We start from the raw sequence: 16,024 nt of genomic DNA on the forward strand, positions 1-16,024 counted from the left end.
CACTCCCCTCGTCGGCAGGCTACTTCTCTTTGTTGTTCCCCTTTGTTACCCGCTACGCCTCGCGCTATAGTCCCTGAAGACAGAATACTTATCCCTACAGAAAAGGAAGCCGGCAATGCATTATCACCGTATCCCCCATAGCACGCTGGAAGTCAGCCAGCTTGGATTGGGCACCATGACGTTTGGTGAGCAAAACAGCGAAGCCGACGCCCACGCTCAACTGGATTTAGCTGTCAGTTCGGGCATTAACCTGATTGATACCGCCGAGATGTATCCGGTCCCGCCGCGTCCTGAAACCCAGGGGTTGACCGAAAAGTATATTGGTAGCTGGTTAAAAAAGACCGGCAGCCGGGATAAAATTATTCTCGCCAGTAAAGTCGCCGGGCCGACGCGCGGCAACGATGCATCGATTCGCCCTAACATGGCGCTGGATCGCAAAAATATCCGCGAAGCGCTGGACGCCAGCCTGAAGCGCCTCAATACCGACTACATTGACCTGTATCAACTGCACTGGCCGCAGCGCCAAACCAACTTCTTTGGCAAGCTCGGCTATCAATACAGTGAGAACAGCGTGCCTGTCACCTTGTTAGAAACGCTGGAAGCGCTGGCCGAGCAGGTACGGGCAGGCAAAATTCGTTATATCGGCGTATCGAATGAAACGCCGTGGGGCGTAATGCGTTACCTGCAACTGGCTGAAAAGCACGAGCTACCGCGTATCGTCTCTATTCAAAATCCCTACAGCCTGCTGAATCGCAGTTTTGAAGTGGGCCTGGCAGAAATCAGTCAACATGAAGGCGTGGAACTGCTGGCCTATTCATGCCTGGCCTTTGGTACGCTGAGCGGAAAATACCTTAACGGTGCGCAACCTGCTGGCGCGCGCAATACCCTGTTTAGCCGTTTTACGCGTTACAGCGGTGAGCAGTCGCAACTGGCGGTGGCGGAATATGTGGCGCTGGCTCAACAGCATCAGCTTGATCCTTCACAAATGGCACTGGCTTTTGTCCGTCAGCAACCCTTTGTTTCCAGCACCCTGCTGGGCGCGACCACGCTGGACCAGTTACAGATCAATATTGACAGCGCCAACCTGACCCTCAGCAATGAGGTTCTGGAAGCGCTTGAAGCGATCCATCGCCGTTATACCTATCCTGCACCTTGATATGCACTGCCAGCCGCTGTTGCGCGGCTGGCGTATATCGGCCATCGTCTTTCCCTTTCCCGACAGCCTGACTGCGCGCATTAGGCTTATTCCAGCGCCAGCAGTTCCTCAATGCGTTGCGCGCGACGAATTTCCCGCGGCTCGCCGTTTTCGAACAGGATCTCAGGAATCAGCGGACGGCTGTTGTAGTTGGAAGACATTGACGCGCCGTAAGCGCCGGTATCATGAAACACCAGGTAATCACCGACTTTAGCGGCTGGAATCGCCCGGGTTTCCACCTTGCCACCTTCAAGCTGGGTAAAGACATCGCCTGACTCGCACAGAGGCCCCGCGACCACGCTATCGATCGTCGTTTGCTCGTTGATAGTCCGGTTATCACCTGCCATCAGAGAGATATGGTGATAGCTGCCGTACATGGATGGGCGCATCAAATCACTGAAGCCTGCATCCACCAGCACAAAGTGACGACTGCCCATCTCTTTTACCGCCCGAACCTGCGAAACCAGCACACCTGACTCTGCGACCAGGAAACGGCCGGGTTCAATTTCCAGCTTCACGGCATGGCCCAGATGCTCAGCTACGCGCTGACGTGCGGCATCCCACAGGCCAAAATAGTGATCGGTATCGATCGCGTCTTCCCCATAGTGATAGGGAACAGACAGACCGCCGCCGGCAGAGATAGCCTCAATATCCTGACCAAATTGCACCACCAGATCGACCATCGCATCGCAGACCTGCTGCAGGTGCGCATAGTCCACGCCTGAACCGATATGCATATGAATACCGATGAGGCGCAGTCCATATTGTTCAATGGCGGCCTGTGCAGCAGGCAGATCGCTGGGCCAGATACCGTGTTTACTGTTTTCGCCGCCGGTATTGGTTTTTTGGCTATGCCCGTGACCAAAACCCGGATTGATACGCAGCCAGACCGCGTGTCCGGGAGACACGGCACCCAGTTGATGCAGCATGTCGACGGAGCCGGCATTCACCGGCACCTTGAGTTCAGCTATCCTGGCCAACGTGGCGTTATCCAGAACATCAGCGGTAAAGACGATTTCATCGCTGTTGGGCTTAAAGCCTGCCACCAGCGCACGCTCAATCTCGCCCAGGGAAACTGAATCGACTTTTACTCCCGCAGCATGCATCAGGCGCAGAATGTGCGTGTTAGAACAGGCTTTTTGGGCGAAACGCACCACGTCGAAGGCGTGCAGTTGGGCAATGCGCTGTTGAATAATCTGCGCATCATAAGCCCAGAATGGACCGTTATACTGGCGCGCTAGCGGCAATAAACGGTCAACGTTGAGGGCGGATTCAGTCGTATTGAGTGGACGAGGCATGAAATTTTCTCCTGTGGCAATAAAGCCATTAAGCCAGAATCGTGCCATGCCGAAAAATATCTGTTTTAATAGCATCTATGCAAAAATGATATGGAATAGCCTATGGCAAATATCAACTGGCGGCATATCGAGATTTTTCATGCCGTTATGACTAGTGGGAACCTCACTCAGGCTGCAACGCTGCTGCAAACCTCGCAGCCCACCGTCAGCCGTGAACTGGCGCGCCTTGAACGGCAGCTGAGTCTGAAGTTGTTTGAACGCGTGCGCGGCCGCTTACAACCCACGGTACAGGGATTACGTCTGTTCGAAGAGGTACAGCGCTCGTGGTATGGGTTGGATCGCATCATCGATGCGGCAGAGGGGTTGCGCCAGTTCCGCCAGGGCGAACTGTCCATCGCCTGCCTGCCGGTCTTTTCCCAGTCACTGCTGCCGCCTGTCTGTCAGACTTTTTTGCAGCGTTATCCCGATGTCAGTCTGAATATTATTCCGCAGGAATCGCCGCTACTGGAAGAGTGGCTGTCGGCACAGCGTTATGATCTGGGGCTCACGGAAACGCAGCATGCCCCCGCCGGGACCGTTCGGCAGGCGCTACTGACCTGCGATGAAGTGTGCGTGTTGCCGCAGCAGCATCGACTGGCACAGCACAGCGTGCTGACGCCGCAGGATTTTGCCGGTGAGAACTATGTCAGTCTGTCACGCACGGACAGCTATCGTCAGTTGCTCGACGCGCTGTTTCATGAACAGGGCGTGACGCGCAGGATGGTGATGGAAACCCACAGTGCAGCGTCCGTCTGCGCCATGGTGCAGGCCGGTGTAGGGATCTCAGTGGTGAATCCGCTGACGGCATTAGATTATGCCGACAGCGGTGTGGTCATGCGCCCTTTTAGCGTTGCCGTGCCTTTTACTATCAGCCTGGTCAGGCCGCAACATCGGCCAGCATCGGCCCTGGTCGAGGCGTTTGTGAGCCATCTGCAGCAACAGGTGGCCCGTTTTCCCGAGCAGATTGCGAACAAGCTCGCTTAAGCATGCACCCGGGCCGCCGTACCGCCTGACTTGCGGAAGGTGATCAGGCAAACGATCAGCCCAATCGCCGCCAGGCCAGCAGCGGCAACCGGCACCGCCGTCAGTCCATAGCCGCGCGCGATCACTGCCCCACCGACCCACGCGCCAAGCGCATTGCCCACGTTAAAAGCGGAAATATTCAGGGTTGAAACCAGATTGGGGGCTTCTTTACCGTGGCGCACAACATTGATCTGCAGGCCGGGAACCGTTGCAAAGGTTGCCATCGCCCACAGGAACAATGTGATTTCCGCCAGCCACAGCGCATGGCTGGTCCAGCTAAACAGCAGTGAGAACAGCGTAATCAGCGAAAAACTGCCGATCAGGCTCAGGGAGACTTTACGGTCGGCCATTTTGCCCCCCAGAATATTGCCCACGGTCAGGCCCGCGCCAATCAGGAACAACGTCCAGCTCACGCCACGATCGCCAATGCCGGTAACCTGCAACAGCAACGGCGCAATGTAGCTGAACAGTGCAAACATGGCGGCGGCGAAACATACCGTCATCAGCAATGACAGCCACAGTTTGCCATTTGCCAGCGCGCTGATTTCGCTTGCCAGATTGACCGGCTTCTCGTTTTTATTCCCCGGCAGACTGGTGATCAACGCGATAAATGCCAGCACGCCGATAGCCGAAACGCCCCAGAACGTGGCGCGCCAGCCAAACAGCTGACCAAACCAGGTTCCCAGCGGCACGCCTAAGACGTTTGCCAATGTGAGACCAGTGAACATCAACGCGACGGCTGAAGCCTGACGATCGGCGGAAACCAGACTGGCTGCAACCACCGACCCTATCCCAAAGAAGGCACCGTGACAGAGCGCAGTCACCACACGTGCCAGCATCAGTAAGTTATAACTGTAAGCCAGCGCACACAGCAGATTGCCGATGATAAAAATCACCATCAACAGGATCAGCGTTTTCTTACGCGGCAACTTCGCCGTTAACAGCGCCATGACTGGCGCACCGATTGCCACGCCTAATGCATAACCGCTAATTAACCAGCCAGCTGACGGAATGGTCACACGCAAATCGTTTGCGACTTCCGGCAGCAGGCCCATGATCACAAACTCAGTGGTTCCGATGGCGAACGCACTCAGCGCCAATGCCAGCAATGCAACAGGCATAACACTCTCCCAAAAATGATAATTGCTGCGTGACAGTTGACTCACGCAATGTTATGAACGAGCTATAATTTATGATCTACATCACACTGTGTATTACAGCATAGCTGCCTGTCATCTGATACTCACATAACAACAACAATCTATTGCGCAAATGGCAATAATTGACACACACACCAACTACGCTTATTAAACATACTGTTAGAGAAAGAAATACTGCTTTACGCACCAGACGTTGAGAAAGGTTGCCAGCGAAGTAGCCGTTTTTTTGCTAATACCGATTTTAGTTATCAATAAAGTATTAGCGTTGCCGATATAGCTCTTATGAATCGCCAGATGAAATGCAGTCCTACTGACGCGGAGAGAGAAAATGCAACGGCTTATCGTTTTAATGGTAATCAGTCTTACGGGCTGCTCAGTCGGTCATTATGAATACAGCAGAGAAGCTGAGAAACGCGTTGATATGACCGTGACCGGCATTCCAACCGTGCTGGGTGTGGGCACACTGGGTACCACCATTCCGTTAACCCCGAACTACAGCCTTACGGCGGCCCACGTGGCGAAATATTCGCTTTACCGTGTGAAAGCCTGGCATCCGGAATGCGATCTTGCGGTCGTGTACCACAAAAACAGCGAAGCCAACCTGCCCCCATCATTCCGTAACAGCCATATCGGCGACCAGGTGAATCTTTATGGTTACAGCTTCATCTCCGCCATGCCCGTGAGCTCAACAGGCAAAAACCTGGTGAACACGACGTTAGCCAATGACTGGAATAAAGCAAACTGCGTGGTCGTGGCTGCCAATGCAGGCGTGGTTAAGGGCATGTCAGGCGGCGCAGTTTATAACGCCTCTGATGACACCCTGGCTGGCGTGATTATCGGCTACAGTCAGCGCATCAACGATAACCATAGTGGTAAAACCTTGTATAAAGATGTGGCGCTGTATGTGCCCTATGCCCGTTTTCAGACCTGGCTGGATGATGCTGTGAAATCTTAGGATTTTTCATCCGGCAGTCCGGAATGCGTGCCCATCTGCTGCTGCGGTGGGTTAAGCCATCTGTCTTTGCGCGTTGCCTCGTAGTCGCGGTTGAGCGGATAAGTAATGCGATTCTCCGGCTTGCTGACCTCGCCGACCACCAGAAAGCGCGCGTCGGCGTCACTGTTATTAATAAAGGTGTGGCAAATACCGGTGCCGGCCGGAAAAGCCACTGCATCGCCCGGTGACAACGGGTAGAGTTCGCCATTGATCCAGGCATGGGGATAGCCTTCCAGCACGTAGATAAACTCTTCTTCTGCACTCTCTGCATGAGGATAAGACATGCGTCGTCCGGGTCGTAGCCTTTCATGATGGATGCCGAGCCGGGTTAAGCCCGACAGTTTTGCCAGAGGTGTACCAATGGACATCAGCTCATCGCTATCGGAATAATGTTCGTTGTCTTCGCCTTCCAGCGCTTGCCAGTGAAGAATGCAGTCAGGACGTTGCTTCATGATGATCGCTCCAGGTTGAGATTGTCAGCCTGGCAGACGAGGGAGGATTACTCAAGTCGATGCACATTGTGAGGTGTGGCGGGCAGCAGAAATGAAAAAAGGCCGGAATCACCCGGCCTTTAACCAGCAGCTGATAATTACTTTGAGCCAGGGCGCAACGCCGGGAACAGGATAACGTCACGGATGGTATGGCTGTTGGTAAACAGCATAACCATGCGGTCAATACCAATGCCTAACCCAGCCGTTGGCGGTAAACCATGTTCCAGCGCGGTGACGTAATCTTCGTCATAAAACATCGCTTCATCATCGCCCGCATCTTTCGCATTAACCTGCTGCAGAAAACGCTCTGCCTGATCCTGCGCATCGTTAAGCTCAGAAAAGCCGTTACCGATTTCACGTCCGCCGATAAAGAACTCGAAGCGGTCAGTGATTTCAGGATTCTCGTCGTTACGACGAGCCAGCGGAGAGACTTCAGCCGGATATTCAGTGATAAAGGTTGGCTGAATCAGGTGCGCTTCAGCGGTTTCTTCAAAGATTTCCGTCACTACGCGGCCTAAGCCCCAGCTTTTCTCAACCTTAATATGCAAGGACTGGGCAATGGCTACCGCTTTGTCGAAATCCTCCAGATCGGCCAAATCAGTTTCCGGACGGTATTTCTTGATCGCCTCACGCATGGTGAGTTTTTCAAACGGCTTACCGAAGTCGAATTCCTGTTCACCGTAAGGCACAACGGTGCTGCCTAACACGTCCTGCGCCAGGGTACGGAACAGGCTTTCGGTCAGTTCAATCAGGTCTTTGTAATCCGCATAAGCCATATAGAGTTCCATCATGGTGAACTCTGGGTTATGACGTGGCGAAATGCCCTCGTTGCGGAAGTTACGGTTGATCTCGAATACGCGATCAAAACCGCCCACGACCAGACGTTTCAGGTACAGCTCTGGCGCAATACGCAGATACATATCAATATCCAGCGCATTATGATGCGTGATAAACGGACGCGCCGATGCGCCGCCCGGGATCACCTGCATCATCGGCGTTTCCACTTCCATAAAGTCGCGTCCAACCATGAACTGGCGAATGCCGGCCATGATCTGTGAACGGATTTTGAAGGTGTTACGTGAGTCATCGTTGGCAATCAGATCAAGATAACGCTGACGATAGCGCGTTTCCTGATCGGCCAGCCCGTGGAATTTGTCGGGCAGCGGGCGCAAGGCTTTGGTTAACAAGCGCAGCTCTGAGCAGTGGATCGACAGCTCGCCGGTTTTGGTTTTGAACAGTTTGCCGCGCGCACCGAGGATATCGCCCAGGTCCCACTTTTTGAACTGCTCGTTGTAGATGCCTTCGGCCAGATCGTCACGCGCCACATACAGCTGAATGCGGCCGCCCACGTCCTGCAGAGTAATAAAGGAAGCTTTGCCCATAATACGGCGCGTCATCATGCGGCCAGCCACGCTGACCTCAATGCCTAAGTCTTCCAGTTCTTCGTTACTCTTCTCGTCATAGCTGGCATGCAGCCGATCGGAGGTGATATCACGACGGAAATCGTTAGGAAACGCCACGCCGTTTTCACGCAGCACGCTCAGTTTCTCGCGACGCGTTTTCAGTTCGTTATTTAACTCAAGTGCAACGTCAGCGCTCTGCGGTTGTTGTTCAGACATGTCGGTTCCTTATAGCCCTGCTTTTAAACTTGCTTCAATGAATCGGTCCAGATCGCCATCCAGCACCGCCTGCGTGTTACGCGTTTCCACGCCGGTACGCAGATCTTTAATACGTGAGTCATCCAAAACGTAAGAACGGATCTGGCTGCCCCAGCCGATGTCAGACTTATTGTCTTCCAGCATCTGCTTCTCGGCATTTTTTTTCTGCATCTCAAGCTCGTACAGCTTCGCCTTCATCTGCTTCATCGCCTGATCTTTGTTTTTGTGCTGAGAGCGATCGTTTTGACACTGGGTTACCGTACCGGTTGGAACGTGGGTAATACGCACCGCCGATTCCGTACGGTTAACGTGCTGACCACCGGCACCAGAGGCGCGGTAAACGTCAATACGCAGGTCGGCCGGATTGATGTCGATATCAATATCGTCATCCACTTCCGGATAGATAAACGCTGAGCTAAAGGAGGTATGGCGGCGACCACCGGAGTCAAATGGACTCTTACGTACCAGGCGATGTACGCCGGTTTCGGTGCGCAGCCAGCCAAATGCATAATCGCCAGAGACGCGAATAGTGACGGACTTGATGCCTGCCACTTCACCTTCTGACTCTTCAATAATTTCAGTCTTGAACCCTCTCGCCTCTGCCCAACGCAGATACATGCGCATCAGCATGCTGGCCCAGTCCTGTGCTTCTGTTCCACCGGAACCGGCCTGCAGATCAATGTAGCAGTCGGCGCTGTCATACTCGCCGGAAAACATACGACGAAACTCAAGCTCACCGAGTTTACCTTCCAGCACGTCCAGTTCAGCCACGGCTTCGTTGAAGGTTTCTTCATCGTCGGCTTCTACCGCCAGGTCAAGCAGCCCCTGCACATCTTCCAGCCCCTGGTTCATCTGATCGAGCGTATTAACGATGGCTTCCAGCGAGGAGCGCTCTTTACCCAGCGCCTGAGCACGTTCCGGTTCGTTCCAGACGTCGGGCTGTTCCAGTTCTGCGTTTACTTCTTCAAGGCGTTCTTTCTTGGCATCGTAGTCAAAGATACCCCCGAAGAACGTCGCTGCGCTCGCTGAGGTCCTGAATACGGTATTTGACCGGGTTAATTTCAAACATGTGTTTAGCGTCTTTTTTACGTTCGATGGAATAAGAAATTCAGCCTGCGAGTTTACCCGAAACCGACGGCAGTTTGTAGCGTTGAGAAAATGCGCAGGTCTTAATCTTTCGGCTCAGTCAGATGGACTGGCTAAGCCGAAACGGGCGTGACGATGGTAATCATGACGACAGGGGGAACAGTGCCGCGCAATCCGCCTGCCCGGCTAGCTGAGCGGCCAGAGGTGTTCAACAATCAGTTGCACCGACCGGTTACCGCGGTACTCATTGATATCAAGCCGGTACGCGAGTTCAACCTGACGCACGCTGCTGTCAGGCCACAGCGTGGTATCCACATTAAACGCGATACCGTCAATCAGCGGCCCGCCTTCCAGCGGCTCAACCATCAGCTTCAGGTGACGTTCACCGACCAGGCGCTGCTGCAGTAGCCTGAACTTGCCGTCGAAAGCCGGTTCAGGAAAGGACTGGCCCCAGGGACCGGCATCGCGCAGCATTTCCGCCGTCTGAATTGAAAACTCGGCGGGCTGTAACGCGCCATCCGACCAGATAACGCCCTGTAACGCTTCTCCGGCCAGCCATTCGCCTACCAGGTCGGCAAAGCGCTGCCGAAATTCCTCGTAGCGCGTCGCTTCCAGCGACAGTCCCGCTGCCATAGCATGGCCGCCAAACTTCTGCATCAGGCCGGGATGCAACGTATCAAGACGTTCCAGCGCGTCGCGCAGATGCAAACCCGCAATCGATCGTCCCGATCCTTTCAACATGCCGTCACCGGCAGGTGCAAAGGCAATGACCGGGCGATGGAAGCGCTCTTTCAGGCGGGAAGCCAGAATGCCGACCACGCCCTGATGCCATTCGGGGTGATAAAAGGCCAGCCCCAGCGGCAGATCGCTTTGCTCGCTCTCCAGCTTTTGGCATAACGCCAGCGCCTCGCTCTGCATGCCCTGCTCTATCTCTTTGCGCATCTGGTTAAGCGCATCCAGTTCACTGGCTAACATGCGTGACTGGCTGAGATCGTCGGTCAGTAACAGCGCCACGCCAACAGACATATCATCCAGGCGTCCGGCAGCATTAAGCCGCGGACCCAGCGCAAAACCCAGGTCGCTGGCGGCCAACTGGCGGGCATCGCGGTTGGCGATTTCCAGCAGGGCTTTAATTCCCGGTCGGCATTTGCCAGCCCGGATGCGGCTCAGGCCCTGCCACACTAAGATGCGGTTATTCGCATCCAGCGGCACCACATCCGCCACCGTGCCCAGCGCCACCAGATCCAACAGGTCCGCCAGATTAGGTTCCGCTCGCGTGGCCCCAAACCAGCCCTGGGTTCGCAGATGCGCGCGCAGGGCCATCATCAGATAAAAGGCCACGCCAACGCCCGCTAACGAGCGAGAGGGAAAATCACAATCCGGCAGGTTGGGATTCACAATGGCATCAGCATCCGGCAGCGTTTCGCCCGGCAAGTGGTGGTCAGTGACCAGCACCGCAATGCCGTGCTGATGCGCCACCTGCACACCGGCGTGGGAGGAGATACCGTTATCCACGGTCAATATCATCTCGGCACCGCGCGCCCTGGCCTGCTCCACCACTTCCGGACTCAGACCGTAGCCATCTTCAAAACGGTTGGGCACCAGATACTGCACGTTGCTGTATCCCATGCTGCGCAGTGCCAGCACCGTCAGCGCGGTACTGGTGGCACCGTCGGCATCAAAATCGCCCACAACCATGATGCAACGGCCATCCAGCAGAGCCTGATGAAGCAAACTCACGGCCTTGTCTATGCCGCTTAATGCGCTGAAAGGCAGCAGGTTTTTCGCGCCTCTTTCCAGCTCGGCGGCATCGGTAACGCCGCGTTGCAGATAAAGCCGACGCAGGAGTGGCGGTAAATCAGCCGGTAACGCCAGCTGATCGGCCACCGCCTCACGGCGACGTAGTTCGACTTCGTGCTTTACCACGCCTTAACCACCACGCTTTTGATTATCCAGTACCTGCTTGAGTTCCTGTGGGCTTTGATAGCCTGGGATCATCATTCCGCTATCGGTCAGAATAGCTGGCGTACCCTGAATGCCGAACAGCACACCCAGTTGGTACTGCTTGCCGATATCGATATTGCATGAGGCTGGCGCATCCATCTTCGGCACATCGCCTTTCATCGCCTCATCAAAGGCTTTGTTGCGATCGGCGCTGCACCAGACGGCCTTCATGGCGCTGGCGACTTTGCCGTTCATGCCTTCACGGGGGAAAGCCAGATAGCGAACGGTGATGCCCAGCGCGTTATAGTCCGCCATTTGCTCATGCAGTTTGTGGCAGTAGCCGCAGGTGATATCCGTAAACACCGTCACCACATGCTGCTCTTTTGGCGCTTTATACACGATCATTTCCGGGACCAGCGCCTCAACTTTCTTATCCAGCAGCGCATTCGTGACGTTGACCGGCTGAGTGCCGCTGACATCATAAAGCGGCCCCTGGATCATGTGTTTACCATCATCGGTAACGTACAGCACGCCACTTTCGGTGAGCACGGTTTTAAAACCCGGCAGGGGTGAAGGTTGAATCTCAGTCTGGTGCAAACCCAGTTTTTTCAGGGAAAGCTGAATGGCGCTGTCATCAGCGTGGGTCAATCCGGAAAAGGCGCTGGCCAGAAGCGCCAGCATGGCAACATGTTTGTTCATTGTTTTCCTTACTATCCGTCGGTTATGCGCGCGGATGATGCTGTTGATGTAACAGTCGCAGACGTTCCGTGGCGACATGAGTATAAATCTGTGTCGTTGAGAGGTCGCTGTGCCCCAGTAACATCTGTACGACACGTAAGTCAGCCCCGTGGTTCAGCAAATGCGTGGCGAAAGCATGGCGCAGCACGTGCGGTGAAAGCTTTTCGCTGTCGATGCCCGCCAGCGTGGCGTAATGCTTGATACGATGCCAGAAGGTTTGTCGCGTCATCTGCTGGGCACGGTTACTGGGAAAGAACACGTCCAGCGTCTGCCCATTGAGCAGCCATGGCCGCCCGTGCTCCATATAATATTCCAGCCAGTAAACCGCCTCTTCACCTAATGGCACCAGGCGTTCTTTATTGCCTTTACCGATCACCCGCACCACGCCCTGACGCAGGCTGACATCATTCAGGGTCAGTCCCACCAGTTCTGAGACACGCAAGCCGGTGGCGTATAATAATTCCAGCATGGCTTTATCGCGCAGTTCAAGCGGCACATTGACATCCGGCGCCTGCAGCAGGCGATCTACCTGCGCCTCGCTCAGATCTTTTGGCAACCGCTGGGGCAGTTTGGGGGCTGCCAGCATCGCGCTGGGATCGTCAGATCGAATCTTTTCGCGGTAGAGGTACTGAAACAGGCGGCGCATGGCGCTGAGCAGGCGTGCAGAGCTGGAGGCTTTATAGCCGCCCTCAAGCCGCTCCGCGAGAAACTGTTGCAGATCGGGCGCACTCAGCGTCGTGAGCGTCAAACCGTTATGCACCAGCCAGCCAGTGAGGGTTTGCAGATCCTGTCGATAGGAAGACAGGGTATTTTGCGCCAGATTGCGCTCAATCCATAGCGCATCAAGAAACTGTTCTGTCAGTTCACTATCTTGCACGTTTTCCCCACCGTTCAGTATGAAATCGTGCTCATTATGCCTGATTCAACCCTGCTTCTGATACAATTACGCCAAAGTCAGGATTAACAGAGCACTATCTGCATGAAAATAGGTCTTTTTTACGGTTCCAGTACCTGTTACACCGAAATCGTAGCGGAGAAAATTCGTGATTTTATTGGTGACGAGTTAGTGACGTTGCACAACGTGAAAGATGACGATCCGCGTCTGATGGAAGAGTATGATCTGTTGATTTTGGGCATTCCTACCTGGGATTTTGGTGAGTTACAGGAGGACTGGGAGGCAATCTGGCCTCAGTTACCCACTCTCAATCTGCATAACAAGATAGTGGCACTGTACGGCATGGGCGACCAGATTGGCTATGGCGAGTGGTTTTTGGATGCTTTGGGCATGCTGCATGAGCTGCTACAGCCAATGGGCGTGCAGTTTGTCGGCTACTGGCCACTGGACGGCTATGAATTCACCAGCCCCAAACCGCTGAGCGCTGATGGCAAACAGTTTGTCGGGCTTGCGCTGGACGATGTTAATCAGTTTGAAGCGACGGATGAGCGCGTCGAACAGTGGTGCGAACAGATTCTGACCGAGACTGCCGACCGGCTGTAACCTCTGTTCTGCAGCCCTTGTCCAGAAAGCGGTGTTAAAAAACCGCCGTTCAGAAACGGGGGCTAAGAAGCCGCTGTTAATTCACCGTCTTCAGACAGGGTTATCCAGAAATTATTGTTTTGAAGGTCATGTTTTAAAAGACATGTTTTGAAAACCGTGCTTTAAAACCGTGTTCTGAAAGCCCTGTCCCGGGCGCGTTATTCTGGAAACCTTATTCAGGGAACATTGTTCCGGAAACGTTGTTCTGCAAAAAGTGTTCTGGGAAGCGTGTTCTGACAACATGGCTCTGGAAGCCTTGTTCAGCGCGTCAGGTGTCACTGAAACAGCGAGCCCGTAACGCGCGCCATTCCTCTGGCTGCATGTTGTCCTGCATCAGCCAGAGCCGTAAAGTCTTGCCGTTGCCATTGCGCAGGACCAGCAAGACCGCGCCGGGTAACCAGTACAACGGCTGCTGCGTTTGCCAGCTGTCACCTTGCCAGCGCCAGTCGCGATTGCTGTCGCGCTGTAACCAGCCGTGCCGTTGGCGTAAACGGCGATCCTGTCGCCACCCTTCCCACAGCACTACGGCGACCAGAACCGACTTAATCATCCACTCTGCCGCAGGCAGCTCCATTATCCCGACGCCTGCTATAGTCATTAACAGCGTCAGGGTTAAGGTCGTGCGTGCGTGCAAAGAGGGATGAAGTTTACATCGCCACCGGTCCGCGTTCACGATTGCGCTGCTGGATAAGTTTAACCATACGATTCAGTTCGGGATCGCCCGGTTCGCCATGGTTCATCAACCAGTTGAAAAGATCGGGATCGTCACTTTTCAGCAGGGCGATAAACACTTGCTTATCCGTGTCATTGAGCGTGTCATATTCGTACTTAAAGAACGGCATAATAGCGATATCCAGCTCCAGCATGCCACGACGGCAGGCCCAGTGAATTCGTGATTTATCATCAATATCCATGCAACAGTTTCCACATTTCACATCGTGGCCGCTAGTGTACCCTGGATTAATGCTGACTGCAGGCTCACAACGCAACCCTGTGCAACGCGCCGCAGAGTCAGGTTTTTTTAACGCCTCAGTACGCGTTTTGTGCGCCCTGTTCAGTAAACAGGTTGCATTGCCAGTGTGCTCTTTTAACATTGAAGACATTGTTCCGGATGAACCTTCATACTCAGGATTTATCGATGCCAACATTTACGCTTCCCCCACGTCAGCCCGCAGCCTCGTCACGCCTGCCGTTAACGTTAATCTCTCTGGATGCCTGGGCACTGGTTTCCGTCGTCGGCCCCGACAGCACGCCTTATTTGCAGGGCCAGTTGACTCTGGATGTGGCAGCGCTGGATGCGGCTCACCATCTGCCTGCCGCCCACTGTGATGCTAAGGGCAAGATGTGGAGCAACCTGCGTCTGTTTCATCGTGGTGAGGGCTATGCCTATTTGGTGCGTCGCGAGCTGCGAGACACGCAGTTGCCTGAGCTGAAAAAATATGCCGTTTTTTCTAAAGTCACTCTGGCGGCGGATGACGATGTCGTTTTGCTGGGCGTCGCCGGTTTCCAGGCGCGTGCCGCGCTGGCGAATGTCTTTGACACGCTGCCCGACCACTCAACTCCCGTAGTACAGCAGGGGGATACAACGCTGTTGTGGTTTGAACATCCCGCAGAACGTTTTCTGCTGGTCACGTCGCTTTCACAGGCAGAAGCGCTGAAACAGAGGCTGGCAGAGGATGCGCAGTTCAATGACAGCACACAGTGGCTGGCGTTAGATATCGAAGCCGGTATTCCGATTATCGACGCGGCTACCAGCGCGCAGTTTATTCCCCAGGCTGCAAACATGCAGGCACTGGACGCAATTAGCTTTAAAAAAGGCTGTTACACCGGCCAGGAAATGGTGGCAAGGGCCAAGTATCGCGGCGCGAATAAACGTGCGCTCTACTGGCTGTCAGGCCAGGCCAGTCACCTGCCCGCCGCTAACGACTCGCTTGAGCTGCAGATGGGCGAGCGCTGGCGTCGCACGGGCACCGTTCTTGCGGCGGTCCAGCTGGACGATGGCGTAACCTGGGTGCAGGTCGTGATGAACAACGATCTGGAGCCGGACAGCGTACTACGTGTTGAAGGCGATGAAGGCGGTAAGCTGCAGATTCAGCCCTTGCCTTACTCGCTGGAAGAAAACTGAGTTCAGGGGCGGGATCTTGTCCCGCCCTTTTTTCTTTACATGACGTAGAAGTAGATGGCGCAGAAATGGCAAATACAGCCGCCTAAGACAAAACCGTGCCAGATAGCATGATTAAAGGGCACCCGACGCGCGACGTAAAAAATCACGCCCAGGGAATAGATGATGCCGCCCAACGCCAGCAGCCAGATCCCGCCTGCCGACAGTTTCATCGCCAACTGATAAACCACAATCAGCGAAAGCCATCCCATGCAAAGATAAGTAACCAGGGACAGCACCTTAAAGCGATCGGCGATAGTCAGCTTAAAAAGAATGCCCAACAGCGCCAGGCCCCAGATGACCGCCATTAATCCATAGGCCAGAGGCGACTGTAACCCCACCATCAGGAACGGCGTGTAAGTGCCTGCAATCAACAAGTAGATAGCGCAGTGGTCAACTTTTTTCAGCACGCGCTTAGCACGCGGATGACTGACAGCATGGTAAAGCGTTGAGGCCAGAAACAGCAGGATCATGCTGCCGCCGTACAGGCTGGAACTAACGATAGTGGTTATTCCAGCGTTCATCGCCATTGCCTTATCAAGCAACAGCACTAATCCTACAATCCCAAACAGGCAACCGAGCCCGTGACTGATACTGTTGGCAATTTCCTCTGCCAGTGGATAACCCTGCGTCGGTAAACTTTTGTGAGTCATAACATTCCTGCCTGAAAAGTGATAACAACTGCAGCTTTATCGTGCAA

General features: G+C 54.4%; 16 protein-coding genes. 5 read left to right on the top strand and 11 right to left on the bottom strand.

Annotation, left to right across the window (positions count from 1 at the left end):
• The first annotated feature begins 115 nt into the window (after positions 1–115).
• Entirely contained in the window at positions 116–1,156 is a 1,041-nt protein-coding gene (locus CMR03_RS13670; protein WP_063880793.1) for an NADP(H)-dependent aldo-keto reductase, read from the top strand.
• Positions 1,157–1,242: 86 nt separating this feature from the next.
• Here CMR03_RS13670 and lysA read toward each other — a convergent pair whose 3' ends face one another.
• Positions 1,243–2,493, bottom strand: a complete 1,251-nt coding sequence (lysA, locus tag CMR03_RS13675) for a diaminopimelate decarboxylase (RefSeq protein WP_096011767.1) — start codon at positions 2,491–2,493, stop codon at positions 1,243–1,245.
• Between the two features lie 102 nt (positions 2,494–2,595).
• Here lysA and CMR03_RS13680 point away from each other — a divergent pair, with 102 nt between their 5' ends.
• The gene (locus CMR03_RS13680) at positions 2,596–3,516 is read left to right on the top strand and encodes a LysR family transcriptional regulator (protein ID WP_096011768.1); all 921 of its coding nucleotides are present in this window, start codon (positions 2,596–2,598) and stop codon (positions 3,514–3,516) included.
• Here CMR03_RS13680 and CMR03_RS13685 read toward each other — a convergent pair.
• The gene (locus CMR03_RS13685) at positions 3,513–4,676 is read right to left on the bottom strand and encodes an MFS transporter (protein ID WP_063880796.1); all 1,164 of its coding nucleotides are present in this window, start codon (positions 4,674–4,676) and stop codon (positions 3,513–3,515) included. The genes CMR03_RS13680 and CMR03_RS13685 overlap by 4 nt on opposite strands.
• A gap of 367 nt (positions 4,677–5,043) precedes the next feature.
• On the opposite strand from CMR03_RS13685, the gene CMR03_RS13690 reads away from it, so the two are divergent.
• On the top strand, positions 5,044–5,670 hold the full coding sequence (locus CMR03_RS13690; protein WP_063880797.1) for a hypothetical protein: 627 nt from the start codon (positions 5,044–5,046) through the stop codon (positions 5,668–5,670).
• Here CMR03_RS13690 and CMR03_RS13695 read toward each other — a convergent pair.
• The 6 genes from CMR03_RS13695 to xerD form a co-directional block, all read right to left on the bottom strand.
• Positions 5,667–6,161, bottom strand: coding sequence for a cupin domain-containing protein (locus CMR03_RS13695; protein ID WP_096011769.1), 495 nt, complete (start codon positions 6,159–6,161; stop codon positions 5,667–5,669). The genes CMR03_RS13690 and CMR03_RS13695 overlap by 4 nt on opposite strands.
• A gap of 137 nt (positions 6,162–6,298) precedes the next feature.
• Entirely contained in the window at positions 6,299–7,819 is a 1,521-nt protein-coding gene (lysS, locus tag CMR03_RS13700; RefSeq protein ID WP_096011770.1) for a lysine--tRNA ligase, read from the bottom strand.
• Positions 7,820–7,828: 9 nt separating this feature from the next.
• A protein-coding gene (gene prfB, locus CMR03_RS13705; protein WP_096011771.1) for a peptide chain release factor 2 occupies positions 7,829–8,927 on the bottom strand; the annotation gives its coding sequence in 2 pieces (ribosomal slippage) (positions 7,829–8,851 and positions 8,853–8,927; 1,098 coding nt in all).
• A gap of 203 nt (positions 8,928–9,130) precedes the next feature.
• Complete coding sequence (gene recJ / locus CMR03_RS13710; RefSeq protein WP_096011772.1) at positions 9,131–10,870, bottom strand: single-stranded-DNA-specific exonuclease RecJ; 1,740 nt, start codon at positions 10,868–10,870, stop codon at positions 9,131–9,133.
• A gap of 3 nt (positions 10,871–10,873) precedes the next feature.
• On the bottom strand, positions 10,874–11,587 hold the full coding sequence (dsbC, locus tag CMR03_RS13715; protein ID WP_063880801.1) for a bifunctional protein-disulfide isomerase/oxidoreductase DsbC: 714 nt from the start codon (positions 11,585–11,587) through the stop codon (positions 10,874–10,876).
• A gap of 22 nt (positions 11,588–11,609) precedes the next feature.
• Complete coding sequence (gene xerD / locus CMR03_RS13720) at positions 11,610–12,503, bottom strand: site-specific tyrosine recombinase XerD (RefSeq protein ID WP_096011773.1); 894 nt, start codon at positions 12,501–12,503, stop codon at positions 11,610–11,612.
• A gap of 102 nt (positions 12,504–12,605) precedes the next feature.
• Between xerD and fldB the strand changes: the two genes are divergently transcribed.
• Positions 12,606–13,124 carry a flavodoxin FldB gene (gene fldB, locus CMR03_RS13725; protein ID WP_063880803.1) on the top strand — a complete coding sequence of 173 codons (519 nt, stop codon included), beginning with the start codon at positions 12,606–12,608 and terminating at the stop codon, positions 13,122–13,124.
• Between the two features lie 307 nt (positions 13,125–13,431).
• Here fldB and CMR03_RS13730 read toward each other — a convergent pair whose 3' ends face one another.
• Together CMR03_RS13730 and sdhE are read right to left on the bottom strand one after the other, a co-directional pair.
• Positions 13,432–13,836, bottom strand: coding sequence for a protein YgfX (locus CMR03_RS13730; protein WP_096011774.1), 405 nt, complete (start codon positions 13,834–13,836; stop codon positions 13,432–13,434).
• On the bottom strand, positions 13,811–14,077 hold the full coding sequence (gene sdhE / locus CMR03_RS13735) for an FAD assembly factor SdhE (RefSeq protein ID WP_063880805.1): 267 nt from the start codon (positions 14,075–14,077) through the stop codon (positions 13,811–13,813). The genes CMR03_RS13730 and sdhE overlap by 26 nt, the downstream gene beginning before the upstream one ends.
• A gap of 224 nt (positions 14,078–14,301) precedes the next feature.
• Here sdhE and ygfZ point away from each other — a divergent pair, with 224 nt between their 5' ends.
• Positions 14,302–15,288, top strand: coding sequence for a tRNA-modifying protein YgfZ (gene ygfZ, locus CMR03_RS13740; protein ID WP_096011775.1), 987 nt, complete (start codon positions 14,302–14,304; stop codon positions 15,286–15,288).
• Positions 15,289–15,323: 35 nt separating this feature from the next.
• Here ygfZ and trhA read toward each other — a convergent pair whose 3' ends face one another.
• Complete coding sequence (gene trhA / locus CMR03_RS13745) at positions 15,324–15,977, bottom strand: PAQR family membrane homeostasis protein TrhA (protein WP_096011776.1); 654 nt, start codon at positions 15,975–15,977, stop codon at positions 15,324–15,326.
• Positions 15,978–16,024 lie beyond the last annotated feature (47 nt).

Origin of the sequence: Pantoea allii (assembly GCF_002307475.1) — a bacterium.
Taxonomy (GTDB): Bacteria; Pseudomonadota; Gammaproteobacteria; order Enterobacterales; family Enterobacteriaceae; genus Pantoea; species Pantoea allii.